The 13943-nt window shown below is 52.2% G+C and carries 12 protein-coding genes; 8 read left to right on the top strand and 4 right to left on the bottom strand.

Features of this window, described 5'->3' with window-relative positions; translation table 11 throughout:
- Positions 1 to 99 precede the first annotated feature (99 nt).
- Complete coding sequence (gene ggt, locus QWY27_RS08375) at positions 100 to 1704, bottom strand: gamma-glutamyltransferase (RefSeq protein ID WP_290196632.1); 1605 nt, start codon at positions 1702 to 1704, stop codon at positions 100 to 102.
- Between the two features lie 93 nt (positions 1705 to 1797).
- Here ggt and QWY27_RS08370 point away from each other — a divergent pair, with 93 nt between their 5' ends.
- The 4 genes from QWY27_RS08370 to QWY27_RS08355 all read left to right on the top strand — a co-directional run bounded on the left by QWY27_RS08370 (position 1798) and on the right by QWY27_RS08355 (position 6852).
- Complete coding sequence (locus QWY27_RS08370; RefSeq protein WP_290196630.1) at positions 1798 to 2847, top strand: alpha/beta fold hydrolase; 1050 nt, start codon at positions 1798 to 1800, stop codon at positions 2845 to 2847.
- A 64-nt stretch (positions 2848 to 2911) separates the two neighbouring features.
- Complete coding sequence (locus QWY27_RS08365) at positions 2912 to 4087, top strand: MFS transporter (RefSeq protein ID WP_290196628.1); 1176 nt, start codon at positions 2912 to 2914, stop codon at positions 4085 to 4087.
- A 7-nt stretch (positions 4088 to 4094) separates the two neighbouring features.
- A complete protein-coding gene (locus QWY27_RS08360; protein WP_290196626.1) occupies positions 4095 to 5489 on the top strand; it encodes a DUF2868 domain-containing protein in 1395 nt (464 codons plus the stop codon).
- The gene (locus tag QWY27_RS08355; protein ID WP_290196623.1) at positions 5482 to 6852 is read left to right on the top strand and encodes a GTPase/DUF3482 domain-containing protein; all 1371 of its coding nucleotides are present in this window, start codon (positions 5482 to 5484) and stop codon (positions 6850 to 6852) included. The genes QWY27_RS08360 and QWY27_RS08355 overlap by 8 nt, the downstream gene beginning before the upstream one ends.
- Here the strand turns inward: QWY27_RS08355 and QWY27_RS08350 are convergent, their stop codons facing one another.
- Positions 6853 to 7737, bottom strand: coding sequence for an NAD(P)-dependent oxidoreductase (locus tag QWY27_RS08350; RefSeq protein ID WP_290196622.1), 885 nt, complete (start codon positions 7735 to 7737; stop codon positions 6853 to 6855). It abuts the gene before it with no gap.
- A gap of 120 nt (positions 7738 to 7857) precedes the next feature.
- Here QWY27_RS08350 and QWY27_RS08345 point away from each other — a divergent pair, with 120 nt between their 5' ends.
- Positions 7858 to 8754 (top strand): amidohydrolase family protein, encoded by an 897-nt coding sequence (locus QWY27_RS08345; RefSeq protein ID WP_290196620.1) that lies wholly within the window; start codon positions 7858 to 7860, stop codon positions 8752 to 8754.
- A gap of 130 nt (positions 8755 to 8884) precedes the next feature.
- Positions 8885 to 9859: a Bug family tripartite tricarboxylate transporter substrate binding protein gene (locus QWY27_RS08340; RefSeq protein ID WP_290196618.1), complete on the top strand. Its 975-nt coding sequence runs from the start codon at positions 8885 to 8887 to the stop codon at positions 9857 to 9859.
- Between the two features lie 82 nt (positions 9860 to 9941).
- Here QWY27_RS08340 and QWY27_RS08335 read toward each other — a convergent pair whose 3' ends face one another.
- Together QWY27_RS08335 and QWY27_RS08330 are read right to left on the bottom strand one after the other, a co-directional pair.
- Entirely contained in the window at positions 9942 to 10679 is a 738-nt protein-coding gene (locus QWY27_RS08335; protein WP_290196616.1) for an SDR family oxidoreductase, read from the bottom strand.
- Complete coding sequence (locus QWY27_RS08330; protein WP_290196614.1) at positions 10676 to 11500, bottom strand: TauD/TfdA dioxygenase family protein; 825 nt, start codon at positions 11498 to 11500, stop codon at positions 10676 to 10678. Before QWY27_RS08330 ends, QWY27_RS08335 begins: the two co-directional genes overlap by 4 nt.
- A 95-nt stretch (positions 11501 to 11595) precedes the next feature.
- On the opposite strand from QWY27_RS08330, the gene QWY27_RS08325 reads away from it, so the two are divergent.
- Together QWY27_RS08325 and QWY27_RS08320 are read left to right on the top strand one after the other, a co-directional pair.
- A complete protein-coding gene (locus tag QWY27_RS08325; RefSeq protein WP_290196612.1) occupies positions 11596 to 12489 on the top strand; it encodes a LysR family transcriptional regulator in 894 nt (297 codons plus the stop codon).
- Positions 12490 to 12583: 94 nt separating this feature from the next.
- Complete coding sequence (locus QWY27_RS08320) at positions 12584 to 13921, top strand: ClC family H(+)/Cl(-) exchange transporter (RefSeq protein WP_290196610.1); 1338 nt, start codon at positions 12584 to 12586, stop codon at positions 13919 to 13921.
- Positions 13922 to 13943: the final 22 nt, after the last annotated feature.

The raw sequence follows: 13943 nt of genomic DNA, 5'->3' as shown, positions 1-13943 counted from the left end.
AGCGGCTCATTTAAATCGCTTGTATAAATCGCTTGTATAAATCGCTGGATCCAAGAGAGGCTTGGATCTATGCTTCTCTTTCATAGACCTGCACAGCATTTATCGGGCATACACCACGCCTGCGCCGCCACGAGGATCAGCGCCACCGCGCATACTCCCCCCGATGGTCGAAATCACATGTGCACGCGACATACTGGGCTCAAAGCTGTGCGCGCTTTGATGAACAATATGACCCATCGCGCGTAAGGCATGAATCACTGCGCGCGGAACAGTTGCCTCGGTATGAATCCCCAAGCCCTCACAATGAATGCGGGGGACTGTCACGGCCTCGACCGGGGACATACCGAAATCAACAATATTCAAAATCGACTGCAACGTCGCACTGATAATGACACTACCGCCAGGCGCACCAGCCAATAGTACAGGCTTGCCATCCTTGAGCAACATGGTCGGTACCATCCCTGTCGTACGTGCCTTGCCGGGAGCCATTGAATTCTTTTTTCCTGGAACCGGATCAAATAACTTCATTGAATTGTTGTAATTGAATCCCAAACCTGGCGTCACTACGCCCGCTGCAGTGCCTAGTGTGTGCGTCATCGACACAGCATTCCCCGCGGCATCCATCACACACAAATGCGTGGTGCAGCCAGGTGGGGCCTCTTCCTGGCCGCCTGCATAGTGCCCGCTCTTGATGCGCTCAGCCCAGTAGGCCGCACGCTTTTTTGAAATCAACATGTCAGTCGGCACATCGGCGAAACGCGGGTCGCCCAGATAGGCGTTGCGATCAACGTGCGCAGCTGCCATCGCGCGCGCAACCAAATCGAGGTGCTGCGCAGAACCATGGTCAAGTGCGGCAAGATCGAAGTGTTCAAGAATCTGCAACATTTCAATCAAAGTTGCCCCACTTCCTGGAGGAGGATTGGAGCGGATTTCATACCCACGATAATGTCCCACCAATGGCAAACTCTCCTCGGGTTCATAATCAGCCAGGTCTTGTCTGGTCACATAGGCCCCATTCAACTCAAGATCGCGTGCGATTTCATCGCCCAGAGCACCCTGATGGAACTCACGCCAGCCACCACTTGCCAAACGCTCAAGCGTACGGGCATAGTCGGGCAGGCGCATGACATCACCCACTTGATAGAGCCGACCATCAGGATGTAAATAAATCCGCGCACACTCAGCTGTTTTGCGTATGCGAGTGAGACCGTCCGGTATACCGGGCTGGGCATAACCACTCCAGACACTTGCGCCATTTGGCGTCACAACAATGCCCTCGTAAGCTTGCTCGATCGCTGGAGTGATCAGATCCGCCCACGCCATTGACCCTAGCTTCTCATGAAACAAACCTAAGCCTGCGGGCGTACCAGGCGTCATGATGGCGGTATAACCGATCTCGCTTCTGAAGTCGTCAAACAAGCTATAACCAGAGATCGGTGTTCGCCCCTTGCAATCCTTTTCCCACATATCAGGACGCACTTTAGAGCCGGCGCGATTATAGAAATCTATCATCCCGCTTTTGCCAGTTTGCGCGACGTAATAGTGCAGTGTTCCCATCCCACCCAAACCGCACATGAACGGATCGTTGACCATTTGGGAAAACGCGGTCGCCAAGGCAGCATCAAAAGCATTGCCGCCTTTCTCGAGTATTTCAGCACCCACCTCGGCGGCACGCGGCTGCGGACATACGACAACACCTTTCATGACGTCTCCTTCTTTTTAATATTTAATCGTTTGCGTAAAAAATAACACGATTTACAAATCGCTTTGCCAGGCATACAGTGGCTATCATTGTTAATGCGCTTCTTCGCCAAAATTTCCATACTCATGATTTCTCACACGTCACGCCCAGTCGCCCATGAGGGTGTTTTTACTCTGCGAAACTTTACGTTTGAATCCGGTCAGACTCTTGCAGAGCTCACGATCGGCTATGTGCGATATGGCGAACTCAACGCTCGACGTGACAATCTGCTGCTGATTCTTCCGGGAACAGGCAATCTCAGACATAGCGTGATCGAGCACATCGGTCCAGGCAGGGCCTATGACACTGACCATTATTGCGTCATCAGTACAGACGCTATCGGAGGCGGGGCCTCCTCAAAGCCAGCTGATGGCTTGGGTGAAGCCTTCCCCGACTACTCCATTCGTGACATGGTGCATGCTCAAGTTCAACTCGTGAAAGAGGGGCTGCATCTTGGTCAACAACCCATTGCCGTTCTTGCTGGCGCTTCGATGGGCGCCTTTCAGGCACTCGAATGGATCATTCATTATCCTGACATGGTGGAGGCTGCCGTGCTGCTTGTACCGGACTGGCATGCCAGCCATTCATTCAAGCTTGCCACGCAGCGCATGATCGATATCGTCAAACTCGATTCGCGCTGGAACAACGGCCGATACCAACTGCAGCCAGTCGATGGCTTATCTTTGGCGGGAAAATACTATTTTGCCTGGACCGTTACCGATCAATACATTGCCGAGACTGACTTCAATGTGATCGAGCAAGAGGCTCTCGCTGCAGGAAACTGGTTTGCAAGCTGGGATGCCTGGAGTCTACTCAAACGCTATCAAACCTCATCTAGACACGATGTGAGCGTCCCGTTTAAGGGGCAGCTCAACAATGCTCTGGGAAGTATCAAAGCGCGTACGCTCGTCCTGCCCTGTACACAAGAAAGGCTATTGAGCCTTGAGGGTGCTAAACAAATTGCGGCGGGTATTCACGATGCGCGCTTTGCAGCAGTCGACTCCTCCAAAGGCCATCTCGCCTGGCGGGCCGTACCCGGCTCACCACAAACAAAGTCCATTACATGGACCATCAGAGATTTTTTAAACCTCCCTCACACCACTTAAAACATAGCATTTTGATTTGCGCTATCCTATGGAGGCTCACATAACCAACACATTCTGAGTTTCCGTGAATCACCTCCTGCTTGCCCTCGTGGCAATGTTCTTACAGCAAACTTTCGCGGCGATTGGACGCGCACTGCCGGCTGTGATCGCACCTGCCATCATTGCGGACCTCTTGATTGACTCAGCATGGATCGGTGTGTATTTCTCGATCGCTGCGACCGCCGCACTTTCCACACAGCTTGGCTGCGGAAGTTTCATTATCCGTTATGGCGCCATGCGCATGAGCCAACTGGCTCTCGTACTCCTTGCCCTCGGTATGGCTTTAGCGACAATCGGTCACCCGGTCGCGCTGGTCTTGTCCGCCATCCTGAGCGGAGGCGGAGCCGCTGTCTCGACACCCTCGAGTTCACACTTACTCGGTCGTTGTTCACCGCCACGCTATTTGCCTTTAATTTTTTCAATTAAACAAACTGCTGTACCTGCCGGTCTTCTGCTGGCTGGGATTCTCGGTCCGCAAATAACTGAATGGTTGAACTGGCAATACACCATGCTCATCAGCGCCCTGGCATGTATCGTCTTTACACTGATGCTCGAACCATTGCGTAAAAAATTCGATGATGATCGCGACCCTACCCGCCAGTTTCATTTTTCGGATTTTGGCAATACGCTGCGCGCAGTCATCGGTACCCGAGCATTACGCAATCTCTCTTTTGCCTGTTTCGCCTTTAATGCGGTACAGACCATCTTTACCGTATATTTTGTGGTTTACCTGACAACGATGGGTTACACGCTCGTGGCTGCGGGCTTCGTATTTTCAATCGCCGTCGCTGTCGCAGTGCCTGGTCGTATTATCTGGGGACTACTCGGAAGCTCTATCGTCCATCCACGCACCATGATGGCAGCACTTGCGATTGGTATGGCGATTAGCATGGTACTGCTGAGCATATGCAGCGAAGGTTGGCCAACGATTATTGTTGGCATCGTCGCGACACTGATCAGTGCGACCGCCCTCTCCTGGCATGGTGTTCTGTTGGCAGAAACGGCACGCGAAGCACCCGAGGGCGCACGCGGAGCAGTCACGGGAGGCGTATTGTCCTTTGGCCAAGTTGGCGCCTTGACCGCACCATCGATTTTCTCCCTTTTGCTGGGGATGACAAACAGTTACGGCATTGGCTTTATTGTTTGCTCTCTCCCTGCCTTGTTTGTCGGTATCGCATTACTGCGACAAAGAAAACAATAAGCTCAATATGAAAAAAACGGAGCCAATCACGTTTCAGCAAGCATGGCTCTGCGAAGCGATGCGTTTGCGCGAAAGTCAGTGGGGCCCTCGCGACGATAGTAAAGCGAGACGGCTCGCTCAAAACGAATTAACGCCCCTGGCAAAGGTCGTACGCCGTGCGCTGGAGCTGAGCCAGTCAAGCGGCCTGACTACAACTATTACAAAACTCTTCCATGCGGGATGGGGCGCATTCCTCTTGATGCTGATCCTGGCTAGTATCGCCGGAGGTAGTCTGGCGCTTGCCGCCCTTGGAAACGCTTTACGGCCTGTCAATATCGTGTGGGCGCTACTCACACTCTTGGGTCTGAATATTTTCACTCTTCTCATCTGGTGTCTTGCACTGTTTTCTCCCAAGGCATCAGGCGGCCGTTTTGCACAGCTCTGGCCCTGGCTGACCCGGAAACTGGCACGCGGTCCCGATCTGGGCTTAGCCGTTCAAGCCTGGTGGAGCGTCTGGCGTCAAGCGCATGCATCGCGTTGGATATTGAGCCTTGGCACACATTTCCTCTGGATGACGATATTGCTGTCCGCTGCGGTAGTCATGCTTTTTACGCTATCCACCCGCCAATATGATTTTGTGTGGGAAACAACTGTTTTACCCTCTAGTTTTTTTGTCCAATTGATTGGATGGCTGAGCGTGATTCCAAGCTGGTTTGGCTTCGCAGTACCCGATAGCGAATCCATCCGGATAAGTGGCACCCTATCAACAGACAATACCGAAGCATTACGACTTCTTTGGTCACAATGGTTGCTAGGCTGTTTGACTATTTACGGTATTTTGCCGAGAGCGTTTTTATTCATGCTCTCTTTAATAGTCGTTCTCAAGCGCAGCCGTCGAATCAACCCCGACCTGACATCACCGTACTACCAAGCGGTTCTTAAAAGAATATCTCCGTCTGACTTCTTGCCAGAGGGGAGTCACCCAGACAATAAAGAAAACCTGACTGAACCGGAAACTGTCTCAAATCCGGTATGGGAAACAAAAAACGTACTGATTGCCATCGAGCTAGACCCTAAAGAGACATGGCCACCTAACGGTATCGGACATGCGGTCACCTGCGCGGAACCTGTCGATTCGCGCGCGTCGCGTCAACAGGTCTTGATCAATATGATGCACGTGCGACCGCGCAATATCGTTTTAGCTTGTGATGCGAGACACTCTCCGGATCGCGGAACCCTTCGCTTGATTAGAGATCTCTCCGAGCTTTCCAAGAGAACTTTGCTCTGGTTGAGGTATACCCAAGCAAGTGGCGCACACACCGAGGCATGGCTTGCGCAATTGCGCGGCATGCCCGAAATTGAATTGAAGCTTCACGATGATGTTGTAAACGTCATGCAATGGCTGGAGCGCCATCATGACTGACCAGTCCATTTTGCAAATCGCCGTCGTTGGGCACGCAAACGTAGGCAAAACATCTTTACTCCGTACACTGACACGCGATGTTGATTTTGGACATGTGGCAGATCTTCCGGGGACGACTAAACAAGTTCAAGCAGCACCGATTACTCTCGGTCATCAAACAGTCATGATGCTGTTTGATACCCCCGGTATAGAGGACAGTATCGGTTTGCTGGATTATCTTGAGCAATTAACAAGCAATACTCAGCGACTGGACGGCCCAGAGCGAATCCGACTCTTTTTAAATAGTCCTGAAGCCTCCTCCCTTTACGAACAAGAATCTCGCGTTCTGCAAAAACTGCTGCACTGTCATGCTGGACTCTATGTCGCAGATGTGCGAGAGCCCGTTCTCGCTAAGCATCGAGACGAGCTTGAAATACTGTCAAGCTGCGCACGGCCTTTGCTGCCAATACTGAATTTTGTCGCCAGTCAAAACGCCCGCACTCAAGAATGGCGAGAGGCGCTGGCGCGTGTTGGTTTTCATGCTGCAATCGAATTTGACAGCGTGAGTCCGCCTTTGGACGGTGAGGAAAGACTTTATCAGACACTCGGATTGATGCTGTCATCCCATCAGAGCATCCTTGCAGCATTGCAGGAACAATCAGCGAGGCAACGCCAGTCTAGACATGACGCCTCCATTATCTTGATTGCAAGTATGTTGATAGATGTTGCCGCACTGCGTATGCGCACCACCATAGAAACCGATGTTCTCCACAATAAGATCGCGCTACAACAGACGCGTGTGCGCGAACGCGAGCAAGCGTGTGTCAACGCACTACTGACCCTCTTTCAATTTCGTCAGGACGATTATTTATCGAGCCCTTTGCCTCTTAGCGAAGGACGCTGGGAGCTCGACCTGTTTAACCCAGAGGCGCTGCAACACTTTGGCGTGCATGTGAGTATGGGTATCGCCGCAGGGGCTGCAGCTGGCGCAACCGTCGACGTACTAAGTGCTGGCCTGAGCCTCGGAACGGGTATGGCAATTGGTGCGATTGCCGGTGGTGCATGGAAAGCCATCGACCGTTGGGGTGACCGTATTTTTGGTCAAATCCGCGGGTTTAGAGAACTCACAGTCGATCAATCCATCTTGCAGCTGCTTGCCCTGCGGCAAATGCAACTTTTAAATGGGCTGGAGCATCGCGGTCATGCCGCGCTCAGTCCGTTACGCCTGGAGCAGGCTCCCCACCTTTCTCTAGACAATCCATCACTGACAAAAGTGATTGCGCTTGCGCGCGCGCATCCGGACTGGTCGTCCATTGGAGAGGATTTTAATGATAGTCCTGCGCGCCAACGCGCGATTGAAGCGCTGGCTCGCGGACTGACTTGATTAATGCTTTGACTCTAAAACTCTACCAATCACAGGATGGTAGAGCGCGCCGTCACCACGCGCCACCGCCAACTCAAACAGTCGCTTAACATTGCGAGCACCTGCAGCATCGACTTTAGTCTGCTCAGCCAAATCCAACGCGTAGCGCAAGTCTTTCGCAGCATATTCGACGGAGAAAGCGCGCTCTGGAAAATCGCCGGGGATCATGGCTTTGAGTCCGTGATTTCTGAGTGCAAAACTATCCGCAGAGCCGAGTGCCAAGGTTTCAAATAACTTTTTAGGATCAACGCCAGCTTGCTGCGCGATGGCTCTCGCCTCAGCAAGCGCTGCGACCGTTTCAAACAGCACCATATTATTCAGTATCTTGACGACCTGACCACAACCCACTGGCCCACATAGCGTGATTTCTGTCGCAAAGGTTGAGAGATAGGGTTGTATGCGATCGAATGCTTCTTGCTGCGCCCCAACCATAATGGATAAGGTCCCGGCCTCCGCCGCCGCGCGAGTTCTTGCCACTGGGGCATCAATCAGCACGACACCCTTAGTTTTAAATTTTTCGTGCAATGCTCTCGTGAGCTCGACAGGCGAAGTGCTCAAATCAACCAGGACTTGACCGCTCCGGCAGTTCTCCAGCAGTCCATCATCCTGCTCACAGATCTTGGCCACCACTTCACCTGAAGGAAGGGATAAAAATACAAGATCTGCCTCTCTCATCACCGCGCCAACTGATTGTGCGACAGTCACTGCCTGACCCAAACGGTCTAACGGTGCTTGTTGAGTATCAAACGCCAGCACAGGTGTTTTTTGTTTAGCAGCCAAATTTCTGCACATCGGCTCACCCATGACACCTAAGCCAATAAATCCTATTTTTTTAATGTCGCCCATCGCTATCTCGTAAATTGGTGTTTGAAGAGATTGAGTTTTTTTCAATACTATATAGGAGTTCCGGTATGATCATCACTTGAACGAGCGCCATGCAACGAGACTCAGAATTTCACACGCGTTATGCAACCATCTTTCACTGTTCCTGCCGACTTTAAAAAACTTGGACTGGCTGGCATTTGCGATTGCCACACACATATCTTTCCTCCCGCCAGCCAGTTCCCGTTTGCAGATAAACGCAACTACACGCCCGCGATTGCCACACTAGATGCCCTTGATGCCTTGCACGCTGCAATGGGCGTTGATCGCGTGGTGCTTGCCCATCCGAGTCCCTATGGCACCGATAACACCAGCATGTTGTATGCACTCGAATCCTGGGGACCTGCGCGTGGACGTGGCGTAGCGGTGATCGACGAGAGTTTCACGCTAGACACTTTAAAAAAATTTCATGCCTCTGGTGTGCGCGGGGTACGCGTGAATCTCGAAACGCATGGGCACAGCGATCCCGCTTCAGCCGCTCAACAACTCAGGACAGCTGCCGAACAGGTCGCACCACTCGGTTGGCACGTTCAGGTTTACACAAATCTGGACGTGATCGCTGGCATGCAAGACGCCATCCGTACACTGCCAACAACACTGGTTGTGGATCATTTTGGCAAACTCGATGCGAGCAAGGCTTTAAACCAAGCAGGCTTTGACGCACTTTGTAACCTCGTTCAGTCTGGCAAGGTCTACGTCAAACTCTCCGCGCCCTACCGTATTTCTGAACTGCCGGACTATTCAAATGGCGAGACTTTTGCGCGCGCGCTGATCGCAGCGAACCCGGACCGCATGGTCTGGGGAACGGACTGGCCTCATCCCATGCCCCCAAAAGGCGTCAAACGCAACCCCAATGTGATTGAACACTTCAGGATAGAAGACGATTTCGCTGCCTTGACGCGCATTGCCAGATGGGCTGGCGATCCAGTAACCGTTCAAAAAATACTAGTCGATAATCCAGCAAGGCTTTACGACTTTTAAACGACCCGCCCCGGGCACAGGGTAAACTCCAAATGCTAAACGCATCGGCAGCGGTTAGCATTGCCAGCTTGTTTACGAGCGATCTGGCGATTCTGACTAGCTCTGGTTCACTTAACTGTAGGAGACCACAATGAAATTTCTACCCCTGGCAAGCGCCGTCGCGGCGACTTTTGTCATCAGCGCAGGCGCTGCGCACGCTCAAGCCTACCCAAATAAGCCTGTGACCCTTGTTGTTGGTTATGCCCCTGGTGGCGCGACTGACCGTGTGGCGCGCTTGGTTGCAAAAGCCCTGTCCGAACAAACCAAGCAAAGCTTTGTGGTTGAAAACCGTGCGGGTGCCAACAGCAACATTGGCGCCGATCTGGTTGCAAAAGCCAAGCCTGATGGTTACACGCTCTATGTGGGCTCGGTTGCCAACACAATTAACAAGTCGCTCTACAAAAAACTGAACCATGACATCCTGACCGACTTTGCGCCCGTTGTCACGCTGACCACGATTGCAAATATCTTGGTGGTCAATCCTAAACTGCCCGTCAAGGATGTAAAAGAGTTTATTGCCTATGCCAAGGCCAATCCGGGCAAGGCGACATGCGCATCGTCTGGCGCCGGTTCGTCCATTCACCTTTCCTGCGAGCTCTTTAAAATGCAAGCGGGTGTTGAGCTCCTGCACGTTCCCTACAAAGGTAGCGGTCCAGCTGTGATCGATCTCGTCGGTGGTCAGGTGGACTCCATGTTCGACAACTTGCCGTCCGCTATCGGTCAAGTTCGTGCAGAAAAACTTCGTGCACTCGCAGTCACCTCCGCCGCACAGTCGCCTTTTGCTCCCGGCATTCCTACAGTCAACGAGTCCGGCGTACCTGGCTTCGATGTGTCGGCATGGTTCGCGATCTATGCACCAAAAGGAACTCCGAAAGACGTGATCGACATGCTCAACAAAGAAGTCAACAAAGCACTGGCTTCTGAAGAGCTCAAAAAGGCCTATGAAGGCGCAGGCTTTGAATTACCCCCTGCTCCCAACACGCCTGAGCAGCTCGCAAAAAGAACGCAGGACGAAGTCAATAAATGGGCCGCTGTGATCAAAAAGACAGGCTTGTCACAGGACTAACGCTATCGCTGCATGTAAAACGGGCAATATTTTGATTGCCCGTTTTTTTTGACATCAGAAAACTGATTAAGAACAATGCCTCTTAAACAGGGGTTGCGCCCACCGATAATCCCCCACAGACATACAGCACTTGTCCCGTCACGAAACTTGCATCATCAGACAAGAAAAAGGCGATTGCACTGGCGATTTCCGGCGGAGTCCCCACTCGCTTAAGGGGAATTCGCGAGGCAAATTCATCTCGTTTTTCAGGTGACATCGGGTTGTTTTTCAAGTAAAGCTCAGTTGCAACAGGTCCAGGCGCAACCGCATTGACCGTGACACCCTGCGCACCCAACTCTAACGCCCAGGTACGCGTCATCCCGATCAAGCCGCTCTTGGCGCCTGCATAGGCCGTTCTTTTGACCATACCGAGTGCCGCGCGGCTCGAAATATTGACGACCCGTCCCCGCCCTTTGCGAAGCATCGCAGGCAAACAAGCTTGCAAACATTGCATCGGGGCGCGCATGTTGATCTGCATCAACTCCGCAAATTCCTGCCCGGTAGTTTCAGTCAACAAACTAGAAGTAGTTTTTCCAGCGTTGTTAACTAAATGGTCGATCTCGAACTTCTGGGTAATATCTGCCAAAACCTGCGCGGTCTGAGACTCAGAAGTGAGATCGGCTGTGAAAAATGGCCCGGGAAAGTTCACACCCTCCGCGGAACGCGCAATGCCAATCACCGTACCGCCCTCCTGCGCCACGCGCTGCGCGGTGGCAAGGCCGATTCCCTTGCTCGCACCTGTAATGAGGGTCACAGTCCCCGCGAAACGCCCTGCGCTCATGTTGGGCTCACACCTTGAATCGTGATGCGATGCATTTCTCGACGCTGACCGGGATAATCATTGATGGCATAGTGCATCGTGCAGCGGTTATCCCAGAAAGCCATCGAACCAGGCTGCCAGCGGAACCGGCAGGTCAGCTCAGGTTTGCTGCTCACCTGATAGAGATACTGCAAAAGAGGCAGACTCTCATCGCGCGTCATGCCCTCGAAGCAAAATGTGAATGGCTGATTCACAAACAAACTCTTGCGGCCAGTTTCTTCGTGCGTGCGCACGACGGGGTGACGGCTATCGATACGACCTACGTCTTCGCGTAATTTTGTTGAGCGGGTGCTGTTACGAAGACGGGCATTCGCATTGAGAAAATCGTTTGAGTGAATCGCATACAAACCTTCAAGCTGCTTTTTCATCGCATCAGACAAACGCTCGTAGGCAAGATACTGGTTTGCCCAGAGTGTATCTCCACCTACAGCAGGGATATCGCGTGCATACAGCACAGAGCCCATCGGAGGCTGGGGGTGATAAGTTTCATCGGTGTGCCAGGTATCTCCAATCACATCCTTATCCGTCGCTTCTTTTACGACAGGCATGATTTGCGGATATTTGGGATGTGTCTGATATACAGGCGTCGTGCTGATGGGACCAAACTTTTCCACAAAGGCAATCTGCTGCTCGGGGGTCAGTGTTTGGTCACGAAAAAAAATCACTAGGTTATCCAGTAGTGCCTGTCGGATATCCTTAATTGTCGCGGCGGAAAGATCTTTCGACAGATCAACGCCCAAGAGCTCCGCGCCAATCGTACCGGTTAGTTTTTTAACTTCCATGGTGTTCTCCTCACACTGAATCGACAAAGTTTAACTAGTCGAATTAGAAGCGTCCAATATATTATTAGACTGTTATTCATTTGAAAATCAGAACAATGCTGGATATTAAGAAACTTAGATATTTCGTTGCCGTCGCCGAAGAAGGACACTATGGCCGCGCTGCGACCCGGCTGGGAATCAGCCAGCCGCCGCTGAGCGATCATATTCAACAGCTCGAACGACTTCTGCAAACTGAACTTTTGCATCGCACCACACGGCGCGTCACGCTCACTGCGGAAGGCATGGCACTCCTCCAGCATGCACGCAAAATCCTGAGCGACATGGATCAGTGCATGCAGGTCGTTCAACAAGCGCACACTCAACAAAAACAGCTCTTGCGTCTGGGAATTTTGCATGCCCATACGTACACTTTTTTACCGAATCTACTCAGACACTACCTGAAGGCTCAACCTGAAATTCGAATCGAATTATTCGAATACACCACGCGTGAACAGGTCGATACTCTGCTAAGTGATCAAGTGGATGTCGGACTGATACGAGAGCCGGTCAGTCACCCCTCACTCAAAACACTTCGACTCTTCACAGAACCTTATGCACTGGCCGCTCCGGCAGAATGGCGTCTCTCACGTACGTCCCCGGTCACTGTCAACGCCGTGCACGATAAAATGCTGATTGGCTATCCCAGTCACGACGACAAGCGCAGCACTCGCAGCCTGTTTCGTGATTATTTACAAAGACATCATGTCAAGCCTTCGGGCTTTATCGAGGTCAGAACCATGCATGCCGCGTTGGCACTTGTTGCAGCAGGTCTGGGGTGCGCACCTGTTCCGGAGTCACAAACCTCCATGCAATTTCCTGGCCTTAAGTATCATCACTTCAAAGAGACTCCCCCAAGACTCTCCGTTGGACTTGCCTGGAGGGAGGATCGCGCCACGACGATTATTTCCAACTTTAAACAGGCTGCCTTAGAGTTCTTTGCCAATCCCTAGTGCTATGCCGAATGGCACAGCAGCTTCAATGTCGTACACAACAAAAATATCTTTATACGTTACGATCAGATAATCTTTCCGCTTATAGACACGCATGAATACCAATTCTCACGAACAAGAAGATGATTCACCTGAACAAAGCACTCGCGGACTGAGCCAACTCTTGCTTGTTTCAGCTTTCGCTGGTGCGTTGGTTGGCTTAATCGGCGGCAGTTTCCACTGGCTGCTCGTGCACGGCAGCAAAGGTTTCGCCGACATACTTGCGCATTGGAAAGCTGAGGGATTTTTAGGTCTACCTGGCTGGCTCATCGCGATGATCGTTGTCGGAATCTGTGTAGGTTTGGCGCGTTGGCTGGTGACTTTCGCACCAACGGCAGCGGGTAGTGGTGTACAGCACGTCGAAGCCGTCATGCGCGAGGAGGCCGCACCCGCCTCTTTTAGAGTGCTACCCATTAAATTTCTGGGTGGTCTGTTGGCGATGATTCCGGGGCTCGCACTGGGACGTGAAGGCCCCACCATACAAATGGCAGCTGTGATTGGCACGCAATGCGGCAAATTGTTTGGCTTCAAAAGCAGTGATCGCTCCTTGCTTTACACCGCGATCGCAGGTTCCGGTCTTTCGGTCGCGTTTAATGCTCCGTTAGCTGGAGCGGCCTTCGTCATCGAAGAAGTCGCGCATCGCACCACGATGAGAAGACTGTTGGCCACACTCATCGCTGTTGCAACAGCCATCACGATATATCGCGCCTACTTTGGAAATCTCGTTGAGTTCAATGTCGCAAATATTTTGCCAGGCACCATAGCCGAGCTTGTCGCCTTTGGGCTGTTGGGAGCATGGATTGGCGCTCTTGGCGTGATTTATAACAAAAGCGTACTGCTGGGACTCAACACATTCACGCACACGGCGCCTAATGTGTCGCCCATCATCAAAGCAGGTGTCCTGGGCGCGTGCATTGGCTTGATCGCCTACTGGCAGCCACAGTGGGTAGGCGGCGGGGAAACACAGGTCAATGCAGTGCTGGCTGGACAGCTCGGATTAAACACACTGATCATTTTGTTTCTAGTACGCTGGGTTCTGGGTCCGGTTTCTTATTCAATGAGCGTACCAGGAGGTTTGTTTGCCCCTTTGCTCCTGATTGGAGCCACGTCGGGCGCACTCTTTGCAACGAGTCTGAACTTTGTCGTGACAGCTCCCTTTGTGTTGGATCCAATCGCTTTCGCACTCGTCGGGATGGCCGCATTTTTTACTGCCGTTGTCCGAGCCCCCTTCACTGGCGTCTTGCTCATTATCGAAATGAGCGGTAGTGTAAGTCTAGTGGCCCCGTTGATTGTCGCAAGCGTCATGGCATGCCTGGTCGCCAGCCTGATGCGTGGTGAGCCGATTTATGATTCGCTCAGAGCGCGCATGTCACAACCCCGGGATGTGCGCTAAAAATACGGTGGGGTTTTAATTA

It is taken from the genome of Zwartia vadi, assembly GCF_030410375.1.
In the GTDB taxonomy this organism is placed as follows: domain Bacteria; phylum Pseudomonadota; class Gammaproteobacteria; order Burkholderiales; family Burkholderiaceae_B; genus Zwartia; species Zwartia vadi.
Note: the sequence above shows the minus strand (reverse complement) of the source record. Positions and strands in the feature narration are given on the sequence as shown.

Coding starts and splice junctions, on each gene's coding strand:
- ggt (WP_290196632.1), bottom strand. CDS start 1,704: ATGAAAGGTGTTGTCGTATGTCCGCAGCCGCGTGCCGCCGAGGTGGGT.
- QWY27_RS08370 (WP_290196630.1), top strand. CDS start 1,798: ATGCGCTTCTTCGCCAAAATTTCCATACTCATGATTTCTCACACGTCA.
- QWY27_RS08360 (WP_290196626.1), top strand. CDS start 4,095: ATGAAAAAAACGGAGCCAATCACGTTTCAGCAAGCATGGCTCTGCGAA.
- QWY27_RS08355 (WP_290196623.1), top strand. CDS start 5,482: ATGACTGACCAGTCCATTTTGCAAATCGCCGTCGTTGGGCACGCAAAC.
- QWY27_RS08350 (WP_290196622.1), bottom strand. CDS start 7,737: ATGGGCGACATTAAAAAAATAGGATTTATTGGCTTAGGTGTCATGGGT.
- QWY27_RS08345 (WP_290196620.1), top strand. CDS start 7,858: ATGCAACCATCTTTCACTGTTCCTGCCGACTTTAAAAAACTTGGACTG.
- QWY27_RS08340 (WP_290196618.1), top strand. CDS start 8,885: ATGAAATTTCTACCCCTGGCAAGCGCCGTCGCGGCGACTTTTGTCATC.
- QWY27_RS08335 (WP_290196616.1), bottom strand. CDS start 10,679: ATGAGCGCAGGGCGTTTCGCGGGGACTGTGACCCTCATTACAGGTGCG.
- QWY27_RS08330 (WP_290196614.1), bottom strand. CDS start 11,500: ATGGAAGTTAAAAAACTAACCGGTACGATTGGCGCGGAGCTCTTGGGC.
- QWY27_RS08325 (WP_290196612.1), top strand. CDS start 11,596: ATGCTGGATATTAAGAAACTTAGATATTTCGTTGCCGTCGCCGAAGAA.
- QWY27_RS08320 (WP_290196610.1), top strand. CDS start 12,584: ATGAATACCAATTCTCACGAACAAGAAGATGATTCACCTGAACAAAGC.